A 15,503-nucleotide genomic window follows, 5' to 3' on the forward strand; every position below is an offset into this window, starting at 1 on the left:
GCGACGTTGGAGATTGGCGAAATCGCCGGCGACAGCGTCCCCTCTCCCCGTCACTATACGGGAGAGGATGCCGGCAAGCAGGTGAGGGGCGGCGCCGACGCCGGCAGGCAAATCAAAGCCGAAGCGATTGCCCTCAGAAACGAGAGGCCGAAATGAGCCAAGCCGGTAAGCTGCCGAAACTCCAACCGGGGCGCGCGTCTTGAGTGCCTATGCCGCCGCAACTGATGTCCACGCAACCCGGTACAGCCAGCCGATGCAAAGCCGGATCCTGCCTTACCTGCTGACTTTGCCCAGCCTGCTGCTCGCGGCGGTGGTGATCTTCTGGCCGGTCTGGGACCTCGTGCAGATCTCGACGCATGACGTGAATCGCTTTGGCCAGCTGCGCGACTTCAGCGGCCTGGCTAATTTCTGGGCGCTCGCAGCCGATCCTGACTTTGTCGCCGCGCTCTGGCGTACTGGCCTATGGACCGTGCTGGTGGTCGGCGGCGCGCTGTTCTTGTCGATCCCGGTGGCGATAATCCTCAATACCGACTTCTACGGCCGCGGGCTGGCCCGCGTCATCATCATGCTGCCTTGGGCGGTGTCGCTCACCATGACGGCGGTGGTCTGGCGCTGGGCGCTCAACGGCGAAAGCGGCATGCTGAACTCGGCGCTGATGAAGCTCGGGCTGATCAGCCAGAACATCCAGTGGCTGGCGAGCGCCGAGACCGCGTTCCCGATGCAGGTGCTGATCGGCATACTGGTGACGGTGCCGTTCACCACCACGATCTTCCTCGGCGGCCTGTCCTCGATCCCGGACGATCTCTATGAGGCGGCCGCGCTGGAGGGAGCAACGCCGTTCCAGCAGTTCCGCGAGATCACCTTTCCGCTCTTAAAACCGTTCATCAACATCGCGATCGTGCTCAACACCATCTATGTGTTCAACTCCTTCCCGATCATCTGGGTGATGACGCAGGGCGGGCCGGCCAATTCAACCGACATACTGGTCACGCATCTCTACAAGCTCGCCTTCCGCATCGGGAAACTCGGCGAGGCGTCGGCGGTGTCGCTGGTGATGTTCGTCATCCTGCTCGTCTTCACCATGATCTATGTGCGGCTCGCCATGCGGGAGCAGCGCGCATGAGGAACGGCAAGCTCAAACGCACGATCATCGCCTGGCTGCTGCTCGCGCCATTGATCGTGGTGACGATCTTTCCCTTCGCGGTGATGTTCCTGACAGCGGTGAAGCCGCGGCCGGAAGTGCTGACACCCACCTGGTGGCCGAGCGAGTTCCGCTGGTCGAATTTTGCCGACATGTGGGTGGCGACCGGCTTCGGCCAGGCGCTTCTCAATTCGCTCTACGTCTCGGCGCTGGCGACAATCGGCGCCATCCTGATCTCGGTGCCGGCGGCCTATGCGATGTCGCGCTTTCGCTTCGGCGGCTATGGCGCGTTCCGCCAGTTCCTTTTGATCTCGCAGATGATCTCGCCGATCGTGCTGGTGCTCGGCCTGTTTAGGCTGATGGCCGCCTGGGGCCTGGTGGAGAGCACGACGGCGCTCGGCTTCATCTACATGGCCTTCAACGTCGCCTTCACGGTGTGGATGCTGCAGAGCTATTTCGACACCATTCCGCGCGACCTCGAGGAGGCCGCATGGATGGAAGGCGCCGGCCGCTGGCTGACCTTGCGCAAAGTGTTCCTCCCGCTCTGCCTGCCGGCGATCGCGGTGACGGCGATCTTCACCTTCATCAACGCCTGGAACGAGTTCGTGGTGGCGCTCACCATGCTGCGCAGCCAGGAAAGCTACACGCTGCCGATCCAGGTTTTCTCGCTGGTCGCCGGCCGCTATACGATTGAATGGCACCATGTCATGGCGGCGACGTTGCTCGCTACCCTGCCGGTGGCCATCCTCTTCATCTGGCTGCAGCGCTATCTTGTCCGGGGCCTGGCGCTCGGGGCCGTAAAATAGCAATTCCAGCAATTCCAGGAAAAGTGTGCAGCGGTTTCCGCCCGGAATTGCGAAAAACAGAAGTCCACGGAGTTTTGATGCGCATCTTCACCGCCTCGCTGGCGACGGAAACCAACACCTTCTCGCCGGTGCCGACCGACCGGGCTTCGTTCGAGATGGCCTTCTATGCCGGGCCGGGAAAACATCCGGAGACGCCGACGCTGTGCTCTTCGCCGATCGTGGCGCTGCGCCGGCGCGCGGCAGGCGAGGGCCTGACTGTAATCGAAGGCACCGCCACCTGGGCGGAGCCCGGCGGCCTCGTTCAAAGGGAGACTTACGAGACGCTGCGTGACGAGATCCTCGGCCAGCTGAAGGAGGCCTTGCCTGTCGATGCCGTCATCCTCGGCCTGCATGGCGCGATGGTGGCGCAAGGCTATGATGATTGCGAAGGCGATCTGCTGGAGCGTGTGCGCGGCATCGTCGGGCCGGAAGTGGTGATCGCCTCGGAGTTCGATCCGCACAGCCATCTGACGCCGAAGCGTGTCGCGGCATCGGACATTATGGCCTACTTCCTCGAATTCCCGCACACCGATTTCTACGAGCGCGGCGAGCATGTCGTCGAGCTCGGCCTCGCCGCAGCGCGCGGCGAGATCAAGCCGGTGATCTCGAGCTTCGACTGCCGCATGATCCAGGTGCTGCCGACCAGCCGCGAGCCGATGCGCTCCTTCGTCGACAAAATCAAAGCGCTTCATGGCAAGGACGGCGTGCTGTCGGTCTCGGTCATCCACGGCTTCATGGCCGCCGACGTGCCGGAGATGGGCACGCGCATCCTGGTCATCACCGACAACGACAAGGAAAAGGGCGATAAGCTGGCCGAGACGCTGGGGCGCGAGCTTTACGCCTTGCGCGAAAAGACGGCGATGACGATGCTTTCCGCCTCTGCCGGCATCGAGCGGGCGCTTGCCGTGCGCTCGACGCGCCAGCACAACCCGGTGGTGATCGCCGACATCTGGGACAATCCGGGCGGCGGCGTGCCGGGCGACGGCACCATCGTGCTGCGCGAGTTGTTGGCGCGCGGCGTCGACAAGGTCGGCGTGGCGACGATCTGGGATCCGATCGCGGTGACGTTTTGTCAGGCTGCCGGCGAGGGCGCCGTCATCGACCTGCGCTTCGGCGGCAAGGCCGGGCCTCAGGCCGGCGAGCCGATCGACGCGCGCGTCACGGTGCTCAAGGCCGTCACCGAGGGCTGGCAAAGTTTCGGACCGAGCCGGGTGACGCTCGGGCCGTCAGCGGTGGTGCGCATCGAAGGCACCGAGGTCGACGTCATCCTCAACACCAACCGAACCCAGACCTTCGAGCCGGATATCTTCTCCAACATCGGCGTCGATCCGCTGTCGAAGGACATCCTTTTGGTCAAATCGACCAACCATTTCTACGCCGGCTTCGCGCCGATCGCCGCCGAGATCGTCTATGTCGCGGCGCCGAGCTCCTATCCGAGCAACCCGGCGGTCACGGACTATAAGAAGCTGGCGAGACCGATATGGCCAAGGGTGGCGGATCCGTGGACCGTTTCACCTTCTCCCCTTGTGGGAGAAGGTGGCCGCGAAGCGGCCGGATGAGGGGTGTTCCAGCGGAGTGAGGCGCTGGCGTTCCCTGGAACACCCCTCATCCGTCTCGGCGCTGCGCGCCGATCCACCTTCCCCCACAAGGGGGAAGGGAAAGCTAATCACACCAACCCTCTTTTCACCATCATCGCCTCAGGCGACGGCATCTTGCCGCGGAAGGCGGTGTAGAGCTCTTCGGGGTCCTTGGAGCCGCCGGCGGCGTAGATGTTCTTCCTCAGCCGTTCGGCCAGTTCCGGATTGAAGGGATCGCCGGTCTCCTCGAAGGCCGAGAAGGCGTCGGCGTCCAGCACCTCCGACCACATGTAGGAATAGTAGCCGGCCGAATAGCCGTCGCCGGCAAAAACATGGCCGAATTGCGGAGTGCGATGGCGCATCGCGATGGTGTCGGGCATATGCAGCTTCTCAAGCGTTTCGGCCTCGAAACGAAGCGGCTCTGCCGGCGCATACGGGCGCGCGTGGTAGGCCATGTCGATCAGCGCCGAGGCGGTGAACTCGACCGTGGCGAAGCCGGCGCCGAAGGTGCGGGCGGCGAGCATCTTGTCGAGCAGATCCTTCGGCATCGGCTTGCCGGTCTTGACATGCAGCGCGTGCTTTTCCAGCACCGCCGGCACGGTCAGCCAATGTTCGTAGAGCTGCGAGGGCAGTTCGACGAAATCGCGGCTTACCGACGTGCCGGAGACCGACGGCCAGGTGACGTCGGTCAGCATGCCGTGCAGCGCATGACCGAACTCGTGGAACAGCGTCTTCGCCTCATCGACCGAAAGCAGGGCGGCCTCGCCGGCCGGCGGCTTGGCGAAATTCATGATGTTGTAGATGACCGGCTTCGCGCCGTCGCCGAGTTTATAGCCGGACTTCAGCGCGCTCATCCAGGCGCCGGAGCGTTTTGACGGCCGCGCGAAATAGTCGGCGAGGAACAGGCCGCGTTCGCTGCCGTCGGCATTCTTCACCATGAAGACGCGGGCGTCGGGATGCCAGGCGGCGATGCCCTTCTTCTCCTCGAAGCTGATGCCGAACAGTTTTGTGGCGACGTCGAAGCAGGCCTCGATGACGCGATCGAGCTGCAGATAAGGCTTCAGCTCCGCCTCGTCGAAGGCGAATTTCTCGGCGCGCAGCTTCTCCTGGTAGAAGCGCCAGTCCCAGGCCGCGAACTTCTCGTTGCTGCCGGCCTCGTTCGCCAGTCGTTCCAGGTCCTTCCGGTCGGCGGCCGCCTTCTCAAGCGCCTTTTCCCAGACCGGATCGAGCAAATCATGCACGGCCTTCGGCGTCTTCGCCATGGTGTCGTCGAGCTTCAGCGCCGCGAAGGATTCATACCCAAGCAGCTTCGCCTTCTCGGCGCGCAGTTTCAGCATGTCGCGCACGACATCGGTGTTGTCGCTGGCGCCGCCGTTCTGGCCGCGCATGATGAAGGCGCGGAAAGCGGTCTCGCGCAGGTCGCGGCGCTCGGAAAACGTCGAGAACGGCTCATAGATCGAGCGCGACAGCGTCACGGCATAGCGACCCTTCTGGCCGCGCATCTCGGCGGCCTCGGCCATGGCGCTCTTCAAAAAGTCCGGCAGACCGGCAAGGTCGGCCCCGTCGAGGAACAGCGCCCAGTCGCGCTCGTCGGCCAGAACGTTCTGGCCGAACTTGGTGCCGAGCGAGGACAGTTCCTCGTTGATCGCTGCAAGCCGCTTCTTGCCGTCAGCGTCGAGCTTCGCGCCCGACCGAACAAAGCCTTTCCAGGTCTTTTCCAGCACACGCAGCGTTTCGGGATCGAGATTCAGGCTGTCGCGGCGCTGGTAGAGGTCGTCGATACGGGCAAACAGCTTCTCGTTCATCGAGATCGCCGAGAAATGCCTGGACATCTTCGGCGAGACCTCGCGCTCCATCGCCTGGATGGTGTCGTTGGTGTGGGCGCCGGCGCGGCACCAGAAGATCGACGAGACATGGTCGAGCGGCTCGCCGGCCAGTTCCAGCGCAGCCAGCGTGTTATCGATCGTCGGTGCCTCGCTGCTTCCCGCGATAGCGTCGATCTCGACCTGATGCGCCCGCAGCGCCGCGTCGAAGACCGGGCCGAAATCATTGTCGCCGATGCGCGAGAAATCCGGCAGGCCGAGCGGGCCTTGCCAGAGCGTCAGCGGATGGGCGGCGAGGTCGGCTTTCGAAGATGACATGAGCAATTCCGGTGGGCTGGATGGAGGCGGGGCTGCCTCGGATGTAGGGCGATGCTCGGCGTCGCGCAACTCTGGGTTAAAGCGGGATGACTTTTCAGCTCTAGTAAGCGCTGCAGTCCTGCGCGATCGCCGTCTGGGTGCTGGCGGTGATGCGGCCGCCGACGACGGTGAAGGTCTCGCGCATCAGCGTGTCGTTTTCGGGGAAGTCGTAGCAGGCGAGCACTGTGGTCTCGCCGTGCTCGCTCTTCTCGATACGGTGGCGAATTGTGGCGCCGGCGACGGCGCCCTGCCATTCGTCGATCGAGGCGAGGAATTCCTGCTTGTCTTGGACCACGCCAATATCGTCAAGCTTCATGCGCACGTCGTCGGCGAGCAGTTCCGACAGTTCGCTGCGGTCGGCGATCAGGAGCGCCGAATACCAGCGGTCGATGATGGCGCTATCATCGGCGCTGACGCAAACAATCGAGGACAGCAGCAGTGCTGTCGCGAGAAGCAATTTCCGGCAGGCGCGATGCATCAGCCTCTCCCCCTGGTTATGCGCTCACAGCTCCGGCCGTTCGAAATCGCCGGTCTCCTTGTTCATCACCCAGAGCTCGCCGGTCGAGATGTCGAACCAGGCACCGTGCAGCGTCAGCCTGCCCTTGCCTTCGAGGATCGAGACGCAGGGAAAAGTCCTGAGATTGGCGATGGAATAGCGGATCGAGATGCGCTCCAGCGCGGTCTGGCGTTCCGTCGCGGTCATGAAGGTGCTGGATGACACGGTCTCGGCGGCGGGCGCGATCAGGCTCATCCATTTGCCGATGAAGTCGCCGGGCGAGAGCGGCGCCGAATTGGTGTCGAGCGCGGCGCGGATGCCGCCGCAGCGGCCATGGCCCATGACCACGATGTTCTTGACCTTCAGGCTCTGCACGGCGAATTCGAGGGCGGCCGAGGTCGAGTGGTACTCGCCGTCCGGCTCATAGGGCGGCACCAGATTGCCGACATTGCGCAAAACGAAGAGCTCGCCGGGACCGGCATCGAAGATCGCTTCCGGCGCCGAGCGGGAATCGCAGCAGGCGACGATCATCGTCTCGGGCGCCTGGCCCTCGCGGGCCAGCGAGCGATAGCGTCCGCTTTCGGCGGGATAGCGGCCGCTCATGAAGTTGCGGTAGCCGGCGAGAAGGTGCTCGGGGAGGTGAGGCATGGGCGGCGTCTTGACCCTTTCCGGGTTGGATGCGGCTGCACGTTCTATTGCGAGAAAGGCTCTAGCGGCAAAAGTCGGTCGCGGGCAATGCCGAATTGCGGATGGCTCCGTCGCATTCGCGATGCGTCAGGCCCCTCGCTCGACTACGCCCAGATCGCAACCCGAATGCCGAAACGGTCGGCCATTGGCGGATCGGGTGATGGCCGCGCCACGCCGCTGGCGATGCGCCCGGCAATCAGCATCATCGCGGCCGCGTCGAGGAAGTCGTCGGTGGCAGCGCCCCTCGGCGGCGGCTGTTCGAGAAAGAATTTCTCATAGCCATGCCGGCAGAGCAGCGCTTTGCGTTCCTCCATGCCGGCCGGATTGACGGCGCCCTTGATCTTCTTCGGCAGCGTCATCGCCGCGCCGCCGTTCAGCCGGCAGAAGGCGACTTCCGGATGCGATTCGAAGACACGGCCGCGCAAATCGGGCCGCGCGATCAAAAGTGCGTCGATCTCGCGGATCTTGGCAAAGATGCCGAAGGCCTGGATGGAAACGCCCCGCGGCGGATCGGAGGTAGCGATTGCCACCTTGCTCGCCTGCCGGTGCGCGGCATACCAGGCTTCGATGGTGGTGAAGTCGCTGGTGTCGGCATAGAGCGCCGCACGCGAGGGAATAGCAAAGACGCTCGATTGCCTTGCCCCGAGCAGCGGCCGCACCAAGGCTTCCGGCCCGCGACCGCCGCGGCTGGAAAAATCCGGCAGGCCGATCGGCATGTCGACGGCAATCGTGGCATCGGGCAGCGCGTCGAGCAGTGCCTGGAAGCTCGGGAAGACCGAGACCGACGGCTCGGCGCCATCCGTGCGATGGACGGCTATCCAGCCGGCCTTGCAGCCATCGACGCCGGCCAGCACGCCTTGCTTCACGCCCGCTTGTCCCGCCCGGGATGGAGGAGATGGCGAAGCTGCACCATGGCCATCGGATGCGACAGGCTCTGCGCGTCGGTCTCGAGCTGCAGCTCGTCGCCGCCGCGTTTTGCGGTGCGCGCCAGGATCTCGTAGACGGCGGCCGTGGTCGACTGCAGCGCCTTCAGAGGCGGCTGGCCGGAAAGGATGCGGGCGAGATAGACGGCTGCCGTCAGGTCGCCCAGACCGTTCGGCGGCCTCTCGATCACGCGGTGCTCGGCAAGCAGCGCCTGGCTGCCGTCGAGCAGGAAATTGCCGGTGCCGCCCGCCAGCATCGACGGCGCCGAGGTCACCAGCATGGTCGACGGGCCGGCGTGGAGTGCCGCCGCCGTCACCGCCTTGATGTCGGGGAGCGGCGCGCCGGCCATCCATTCCAGCTCGTAGCGGTTGGGCGTGGCGATGTCGGCGATCGGCATCAGCCTGTCACGCAGCGCCGCGGCCGTCGGCTCCGGCACGTAGAGCCCGCCCGAATCGCCCATCACCGGGTCGCAGACATAAATCGCGTCCGGCGTCCTTGCCTTGACGGCGGCGACGAGCGAGGCGACGGCCTCGGCTTGGCCGGCCTCGCCGAGATAGCCCGACAGCACCGCACGGACCTCGCCAAGCCACGGCGCGCGCTCGAGATCGGCCAACAGCGCCTTGAACTGGTCGAGCGGCGGCACGATGCGGGTGGCGCGGCTGTGGCCCGGGTGCCAGGGCAGGATGACGGTCGGCACCGCCCAGACCGGAAAGCCCAAAGTCTCCAGCGCGAATACCGCGGCGCGGTTGCCGACCGAGCCGCGGGCGACATGGCTGGAGATGACGATGACCGCACGCGGCGCGTCGGTTTTTTCAGCATTCATGGAGTTTGATTCCTAGCCACCCCGCGTGGCGACATACACCAGCCAGGCCAACAGCCCAATGGCGACGATGAGGCCGAGCGTTCGGCCAATGCGTGTGCCCCAATATTCGATCGGATCGGAGCGGTCGGCGTCCGCGGCGGTCACGCGGTCGCGCGTGTCCTTTGCGACGCGAGCGATAAAGGAGGTGCCGCCCGGCGCCGTCTCGCGCGCCACGCGCTCGAGGATGCGGCGCGATTCGCTCTCGTCGTCCCGGCGCTCGGCCATGGCAAATGTCCTTTCCTGCCGGGAGCTTAGCCTGTTCGCGCAGGTATTCACAGAGGCGCCCGGCCGGCCCGGAGCGACATCATAGCGGGTTATTTTCTTGCGCGTGGATTGTGCTATTGCTTCGCATGCAACTTTGACCCGAGGGGAACCAATCATGTTTGCCGAGCGCCTTTCCCTACCCTCCGCCTTCCGCAATTTGCCGGCCCTGCTGATGATGGCTTTCGTGCTGCCGCTGCTTGCCGGCTGCGGCTACAACACCATCCCGACGGCCGAGGAAAACGCCCGGGCGGCCTGGAGCGAGGTGCTCAACCAGTACCAGCGCCGCTCCGACCTGATCCCGAACCTGGTCGAGACGGTCAAAGGCTATGCCTCGCATGAGAAAGACACGCTCGACGCTGTGGTCGAGGCGCGCGCCAAGGCGACGCAGATCACGGTCACGCCGGACACGCTGAAGGATCCGGAAGCGTTGAAGAAATTCCAGGATGCCCAGGCGGGGCTGACGGGCGCGCTGTCGCGACTGATCGCGGTGTCGGAAGCGTATCCCGACCTCAAGGCCAACCAGAATTTCCTGGCGCTGCAGGCGCAGCTCGAAGGCACCGAGAACCGCATCGCGGTGGCGCGCCGCGACTACATCCAGGCGGTCAGAGATTACAATCTGACGCTCAGGACCTTCCCGTCGGTGCTGTGGGCCACCTTCTGGTTCCGCGGCAACGAGCCGTTCGCCAACTTCACCGTCGAGGAAGACAAGCTGCAGGTGCCGAAGGTAGATTTCGGGACGAGCACGAAGCAGGGCGGGTGAGCGGCCGACGGTCTTTCGAAAACTGCTCCTTGTGAAAAGACGGACCGCTGGCGTGCGAACACCCCCCTCTGTCCTGCCGGACATCTCCCCCTCAAGGGGGGAGATTGGCAGCGTCTGCCTTGCCGTCATTTCTGCAACGCTGGAGATTGGCGAAAGCCGGCGTGACATCCGATCTCCCCCCTTGAGGGGGAGATGTCCGGCAGGACAGAGGGGGGCGCGACAGAACGCCAGCCTTCATGTTCTTGGCCTTCTTCTCTGTCTCATCCTCATCCCCCTCGCCGCCCTCGCCGCTGACCTTCCCGCCCTGACCGGACGCGTCGTCGACAATGCCGGCATCATCGATGCCGGCACGCGCGCGGCGCTGACCCAGAAACTTGCCGACTTCGAGACGAAAGGCTCCGACCAGATCGTCGTCGCCACCATCCCCAGCCTCGGCGGCGAGGAGATCGAGCCTTACGCCAACCGCCTGTTCCGGTTCTGGAAGCTCGGCCAGGCCAAGGAGAACAACGGCGTGCTGCTGCTGGTCGCGCCGAACGACCGCAAGATGCGCATCGAGGTCGGCTATGGGCTGGAAGGCACGCTGACCGACCTGCACACCAAGCTGATCATCGAAAACGACATGGTGCCGGCATTCCGCGCCGGAGACTTCTCCGGCGGCATCACGAAGGCCGTCGACGACATGATCATGGTGCTTGAGGGCAATCCGGAGGAGCTGGAAGCGCGCGGCAAGCGCAACGAGCAGGCGCCGTTCAACTCCGACGACCTGTTCTTCGCCATCTTCATCACGATCTGGGCGCTGATCTTCTTCGGCAGCATCGCGCTGACGGTGCTGCCGCCGATCTTCGGCCAGAAGATAGGACCGGGCCGCTACCGCTGGCTCGGCATGACCTTCGAGCCTGGACGGCGGTCGTCCTCCAGCGGCGGCGGCTGGTCGTCGGGTGGCGGAGGCTGGTCCTCCGGTGGAGGCGGCGGTGGCGGGTTTTCCGGCGGTGGCGGCTCGTCGGGCGGCGGCGGCTCCTCGGGAAGCTGGTGAGGACCATGGCAACGCGACCGATCAGCCCTGAGGACCATGACCGCATCGCCGAGGCGATCCGCGCCGCGGAAGCCGAGACCGACGGCGAGATCTATTGCGTCGTCGCCCATGCCAGCGACGGCTATTTCTTCCCGGCCGCGTTTGCGGCGGCTTTAGCCACGCTCATCGTCAGCCTCGCGGTGGCCTACGGGCTGGAAGCCTGGTGGCTGACCATCCGTCTGCCGCATTTCGTGCTAGCCCAGCTTCTGGCGCTAGGCTGCGTGCTCGTGCTTTTGTGGGCGCTGCCCGGCTGGTGCATACATCTGGTGCCGAGACGGCTGCGCTATCAGACGGCGCACGCCAATGCGCTGAGGCAGTTCCTGGCGCGCAACGTCCACCGCACGAGCGCGCGCACCGGCGTGTTGATCTTCGTTTCCATCGCCGAGCGCTATGCCGAAATTGTCGCCGACAGCGGCATCGACGCCAAGGTCGGCCAGCATGTCTGGGACGGCGTGGTGCGGGAGCTCACCCGGCACGCCGGCGCCGACCGGCTCGCCGACGGTTTTGTCCGCGCGATCGAATCAGTCGGCGCGGTGCTCGCCGAGCATTTCCCGGTCACCGAAGGCGATACCAACGAGCTCGACGATCATCTCGTCGAAATCTGACCGGACCTGTCCGTAAATCCGCGCCGGCAGGGGCGTTTCGAGCGGTTTTTCGTGCTTCCGACGCTGGCAAGTTCGCTTGTGCGAAAGCGGCGGGCGCGACAGTGCGGACTCTTTGCAAGCGGGCGAAGCGGGTCTATGGTTAACAAATCATGAACACGCTGACGATCGATATCCGGAAAGCCGACCCTCGCGATGCAATCGCCATCGCCGAAGTGCATCAGGAAGCGTGGCGCGGCGCCTATTCCGGCATCATCCCGCATCGCACGCTGACGGCCATGATCAATCGTCGCGGCCCCGATTGGTGGGCGAACGCGATTCGCCGCGCGGCCACCGTGCTGGTGGTCGAGATCGGCGGCACGATCGCCGGCTATGCCACGATCGGCAAGAACCGCGCCCGCGAGCTCAGGCAGCAGGGCGAGATCTACGAGCTTTACCTGCGCCCGGAATATCAGGGCATCGGGCTTGGCAGCAGGCTGTTCAAGGCGGCGCGGACGCGCCTTGCCGACCATGGCCTGAGAGGCCTGGTGGTGTGGGCGCTGGAAGACAATTACAATGCTTTAGCCTTCTATGCCGGCAATGGCGGCCGCGACATCGCCGAGGGCGTCGAGGTCTTCGAGCAGAAGGCGTTGAAGAAGGTCGCCTTCGTCTGGGAATGAGGCGCCGCCCGCCTAGGTTACAATCCATCACAAAGTGTGCGCTTCCATCAGCGTTGGGCACCATTCGCCGCATTGCACCATGACGCGTGTCCCGCTATCGGTCACACAAGATTGAGAGGGATTTGAGCCATGCGTATCGAAGCGATAGCCACCGGAAAGAACCCGCCTGAGGACGTCAACGTCATCATCGAGGTGCCGATCGGCGGCGAACCGATCAAATACGAGATGGACAAGGAGGCCGGCACACTGTTCGTCGATCGCTTCCTGCACACCTCGATGCGCTATCCTGGCAATTACGGCTTCGTGCCGCACACGCTGTCGGGCGACGGCGACCCGATCGACGTTCTGGTCTGCAACACGCGCGCGCTGGTGCCGGGCTGCGTCATCAACGTGCGGCCGATCGGCGTGCTGATCATGGAAGACAATGCCGGCCAGGACGAGAAGGTGATCGCGGTTCCGTCGCCCAAGCTTACGCTGCGCTACGAGAACGTCACCGAATACACCCACCTGCCCGACATCACCCGCCAGCAGGTGCAGCATTTCTTCGAGCACTACAAGGACCTCGAGCCCGGCAAATGGGTCAAGATCGAGGGATGGCACGATTCCAAATACGCCAAGAAGATGATCGTCGAGGCGATCGAGCGGGCGAAGGCCAGCAAGTAATCAGTTATCGACGCGGCCGAAGTCGGGCACTTTGCCGATCACCTCGCGCCTGTCCTTGCCGCAGGCAAAACTCTTCGCCTTTTCGTCGGCGAGCTTGCGCGCCTGGTCGTTGGCCTCAGGGTTGCCGGTGGCGAGCACCAGGCCGACCGTGCAGCCCTGGTGTTCTTCCGGCTGCGCCACCTTGGCGACGACCAGTACCTCGGTCGGCTTGTTCTCGTCTTCGGGATTGCTGATCTCGCGGCGGTGAATGACCGCGAAGGGCACCGCCTTGTCGCCATTGGTTTCGATGCGCCATTCGACCTTCGGACCCGCGGTGTTGAGGCCGGAGAAACTCTCCCAGACGGCGGTCATGTCGTCGGAGGGAAAGCCGTAATAGACGGATTCGCGGGCGTCGTCGTAGCCGATCAGCACCGGATAGCCGCGATAGCCGGCGCAGGCGAGGCTAGCCCAGTCGCCATCGCCTTCTTGCGCCTGCGCGTAGGTCACGCAGTCCTTCTTCCAGTCGAGATCGGTATAGGCGCTGGAAATATCGCCGGCATAGGCTGCCTGGCAGAGACCGGCGAGGGCAAGCGGGACGAGAAACGCACGCATCGCTGACAACTCCGTTTCGAGTTGCCGGAGCGTATCGCCAATCCTTATTTCTTCAAGCTGGCTTCAATCAGTAGATCGGCGTTGCGGGCGACCGAGGCCGCCGGTCCGCCCAGCCCGAACAACTGGCCGCTGATATAGGCGCCCTCGATGAGGAGCAGCAGCCCGTCGCCGAGCGTGTCGGCGTCCGTTGCGCCCATCGCCGTGGCCATGGCGCGCAGGCGCCGGCGCAGTTCCTGCTTGTTGTTCTCGCTGACGATGCGCGCCGGATGGCCGTGCTCGGGATATTCGACCGCCGCATTGGTCATCCCGCAACCGCGATAGTCTCGCTTTTGCGTGCGCTTGCCGACCCGGGTGAGGAAAGCGATGATCTGCGCACGCGGATTGCCGGGATGCGCGTCGACGGCTTCGTTGAAGCGCGCCCAGAATTCGAGGTCATACTTGCGCAGATAAGAGGCGGCGAGCTCGTCCTTCGACGGAAAGCTACGGTAGAGGCTGGGCTTGGTGACGCCGGCGCGCTTGACGATCTCGTCGACGCCAATCGCACGGATGCCTTCGCGATAGAACAGGTCGCGCGCCACGTCGAGGATCTTGTCGGCGGCCTTCGGCGCCGGCACGGTGGGCGTCTCGTTCACCGACGCTTCAATTTTATTGTCCGATGGCATTCAACAAACTCGCTTGACAATGTTACTGACCGGTACGTATGTATGGCGCCACCCCATTGCAACGTACCGGTCAGTAACATGATAACCCAGTCCCGTCCGTTTGGCCAGCGCTACGCCTTCGTCGTCGTTGCCGTCATTTTCCTTTGCCTGTGCCGCCGGGCTTCGCTCGGCGCCCGCCGTCATGATGCTGCCGTTGGAAAACAGTTTTGGCTGGCGGCGCGACGTCATCTCGCTGGCCGCCGGCGTCGGCATCCTGCTCTACGGCCTGACCGGGCCGTTTGCGGCGGCGCTGATGGAGCGAATTGGGCTCCGCCGCACGCTGCTCGCCTCGCTGCTGATCATGTCGGGCTCGACGGCGCTCAGCCTGCTGATGACAGAGCCATGGCATCTCTTCATCACCTGGGGCGTCTTTTCCGGCATCGGCTCGGGCGCGGTGGCAAGCGTGCTCGGTGCCACCATCGTCAATCGCTGGTTCAAGACCAATCGCGGCCTGGTGATGGGCCTGATGTCGGCCTCCAGCGCCACCGGCATGCTGGTGTTCCTGCCGCTCATCGCCTCGCTGGCCCAGGCCGGTGGCTGGAAGCCGGTGGCGATCGCGGTGGCGCTGGCAACGGCCGCGCTCATCCCGCTCGTGCTCCTGCTGGTGCCGGAGCGTCCGGCCTCGATCGGCCAGGTCCGCTACGGCGCCGATGCGGACGACGTGCCGCCGGTGTCGCCGGCCTCGCAGGGCAATTTCCTTACGCATACGCTCACCACGCTGCGGCGCGCCGCGGGCACCAGGGTGTTCTGGTATCTCTTCGCCACCTTCTTCGTCTGCGGCTTCACCACCAACGGCCTCGTCGGCACGCACCTCATCGCCTTCTGCGGCGACATGGGCATCGGCGAGGTGCAGGCCGCCGGCCTGCTGTCGATGATGGGTATCTTCGACCTGATCGGCACCACACTGTCGGGCTGGCTCACCGACCGCTTCGATCCGCGCAAGCTGCTCGGCGTCTACTATGCCGTGCGCGGCCTGTCGCTGATCTATCTGCCCTATTCCGGTTTCTCGGCGGTCAGCCTGATCATCTTTGCCGTGCTCTATGGTCTGGACTGGATCGCCACCGTGCCGCCAACGCTGAGGCTCGCCAACGAAGCCTTCGGCGACCGCAGCGGGCCGATCGTCTTCGGCTGGATCGTCGCCGGTCACCAGGTGGGCGCAGCGGCCGCTGCGGCCTTCGGCGGAACCATGAGGGAATTGCAGGGCAATTACGAGCTGGCGTTCATGATCGCCGGCATGACCGGTATTGCCGCGGCCTGTATTTCGCTGCTCATTAATACGAGCAAGCCGGCGTTCGAGCCTGAGCCGCAGGCGGCTTGAGGTGCTACTTTCCCTTCTCCCCCTGTGGGAGAAGGTGGCCGAGCGAAGCTCGGTCGGATGAGGGGTGTTCCAGCTTGGCAGTGACGGCGATCCGTCCAGCACCCCTCAACCGTCTCGGCGCTACGCGCCGATCCACCTTCTCCCGCAAGGGGGAGAAGGGA

The 15,503-nt window shown here is 64.6% G+C and carries 16 protein-coding genes and 1 pseudogene; 9 read left to right on the forward strand and 8 right to left on the reverse strand.

The features are described 5' to 3' along the window. Window positions 1–253 precede the first annotated feature (253 nt). From RFM40_RS19710 to RFM40_RS19720, 3 genes are all read left to right on the forward strand, one after another. Window positions 254–1,123, forward strand: a complete 870-nt coding sequence (locus tag RFM40_RS19710) for a carbohydrate ABC transporter permease (protein WP_320226830.1) — start codon at window positions 254–256, stop codon at window positions 1,121–1,123. Next, a complete protein-coding gene (locus tag RFM40_RS19715) occupies window positions 1,120–1,947 on the forward strand; it encodes a carbohydrate ABC transporter permease (protein WP_320226771.1) in 828 nt (275 codons plus the stop codon). Before RFM40_RS19710 ends, RFM40_RS19715 begins: the two co-directional genes overlap by 4 nt. A gap of 77 nt (window positions 1,948–2,024) precedes the next feature. Then, complete coding sequence (locus RFM40_RS19720) at window positions 2,025–3,545, forward strand: M81 family metallopeptidase (RefSeq protein ID WP_320226770.1); 1,521 nt, start codon at window positions 2,025–2,027, stop codon at window positions 3,543–3,545. Between the two features lie 107 nt (window positions 3,546–3,652). On the opposite strand, the gene RFM40_RS19725 is transcribed toward RFM40_RS19720, so the two are convergent. The 6 genes from RFM40_RS19725 to RFM40_RS19750 all read right to left on the reverse strand — a co-directional run bounded on the left by RFM40_RS19725 (window position 3,653) and on the right by RFM40_RS19750 (window position 8,937). Continuing rightward, window positions 3,653–5,704, reverse strand: a complete 2,052-nt coding sequence (locus tag RFM40_RS19725; protein ID WP_320278054.1) for a M3 family metallopeptidase — start codon at window positions 5,702–5,704, stop codon at window positions 3,653–3,655. Window positions 5,705–5,804: 100 nt separating this feature from the next. Then, entirely contained in the window at window positions 5,805–6,221 is a 417-nt protein-coding gene (locus RFM40_RS19730; protein WP_320226768.1) for a nuclear transport factor 2 family protein, read from the reverse strand. A gap of 24 nt (window positions 6,222–6,245) precedes the next feature. Beyond that, a complete protein-coding gene (locus RFM40_RS19735; protein ID WP_320278055.1) occupies window positions 6,246–6,887 on the reverse strand; it encodes a carbonic anhydrase in 642 nt (213 codons plus the stop codon). Between the two features lie 143 nt (window positions 6,888–7,030). Further along, window positions 7,031–7,792: a DUF429 domain-containing protein gene (locus tag RFM40_RS19740; protein WP_320278056.1), complete on the reverse strand. Its 762-nt coding sequence runs from the start codon at window positions 7,790–7,792 to the stop codon at window positions 7,031–7,033. Continuing rightward, window positions 7,789–8,673, reverse strand: coding sequence for a pyridoxal kinase PdxY (gene pdxY, locus RFM40_RS19745; protein WP_320273297.1), 885 nt, complete (start codon window positions 8,671–8,673; stop codon window positions 7,789–7,791). Before pdxY ends, RFM40_RS19740 begins: the two co-directional genes overlap by 4 nt. Before the next feature lie 12 nt (window positions 8,674–8,685). Beyond that, window positions 8,686–8,937 (reverse strand): hypothetical protein, encoded by a 252-nt coding sequence (locus RFM40_RS19750; protein ID WP_320222453.1) that lies wholly within the window; start codon window positions 8,935–8,937, stop codon window positions 8,686–8,688. Between the two features lie 154 nt (window positions 8,938–9,091). Here RFM40_RS19750 and RFM40_RS19755 point away from each other — a divergent pair, with 154 nt between their 5' ends. The 5 genes from RFM40_RS19755 (at window position 9,092) to ppa (ending at window position 12,732) form a co-directional block, all read left to right on the forward strand. Next, window positions 9,092–9,736 carry a LemA family protein gene (locus RFM40_RS19755; RefSeq protein WP_320226763.1) on the forward strand — a complete coding sequence of 215 codons (645 nt, stop codon included), beginning with the start codon at window positions 9,092–9,094 and terminating at the stop codon, window positions 9,734–9,736. A 181-nt stretch (window positions 9,737–9,917) separates the two neighbouring features. After that, entirely contained in the window at window positions 9,918–10,769 is an 852-nt protein-coding gene (locus tag RFM40_RS19760; protein ID WP_320226762.1) for a TPM domain-containing protein, read from the forward strand. 5 nt (window positions 10,770–10,774) lie between these two features. After that, entirely contained in the window at window positions 10,775–11,413 is a 639-nt protein-coding gene (locus RFM40_RS19765) for a TPM domain-containing protein (RefSeq protein ID WP_320226761.1), read from the forward strand. 149 nt (window positions 11,414–11,562) lie between these two features. Beyond that, entirely contained in the window at window positions 11,563–12,069 is a 507-nt protein-coding gene (locus RFM40_RS19770; RefSeq protein WP_192249618.1) for a GNAT family N-acetyltransferase, read from the forward strand. Between the two features lie 129 nt (window positions 12,070–12,198). Beyond that, the gene (gene ppa, locus RFM40_RS19775; RefSeq protein WP_320273299.1) at window positions 12,199–12,732 is read left to right on the forward strand and encodes an inorganic diphosphatase; all 534 of its coding nucleotides are present in this window, start codon (window positions 12,199–12,201) and stop codon (window positions 12,730–12,732) included. On the opposite strand, the gene RFM40_RS19780 is transcribed toward ppa, so the two are convergent. Together RFM40_RS19780 and RFM40_RS19785 are read right to left on the reverse strand one after the other, a co-directional pair. Next, window positions 12,733–13,323, reverse strand: coding sequence for a hypothetical protein (locus tag RFM40_RS19780; protein WP_320273300.1), 591 nt, complete (start codon window positions 13,321–13,323; stop codon window positions 12,733–12,735). It abuts the gene before it with no gap. Window positions 13,324–13,367: 44 nt separating this feature from the next. Continuing rightward, window positions 13,368–13,985 (reverse strand): TetR/AcrR family transcriptional regulator, encoded by a 618-nt coding sequence (locus RFM40_RS19785; protein ID WP_320273301.1) that lies wholly within the window; start codon window positions 13,983–13,985, stop codon window positions 13,368–13,370. Between the two features lie 78 nt (window positions 13,986–14,063). On the opposite strand from RFM40_RS19785, the pseudogene RFM40_RS19790 reads away from it, so the two are divergent. Further along, window positions 14,064–15,342: pseudogene (locus RFM40_RS19790) on the forward strand (MFS transporter). Window positions 15,343–15,503: the final 161 nt, after the last annotated feature.

It is taken from the genome of Mesorhizobium captivum, assembly GCF_033977165.1.
GTDB classification, from domain to species: domain Bacteria; phylum Pseudomonadota; class Alphaproteobacteria; order Rhizobiales; family Rhizobiaceae; genus Mesorhizobium; species Mesorhizobium captivum.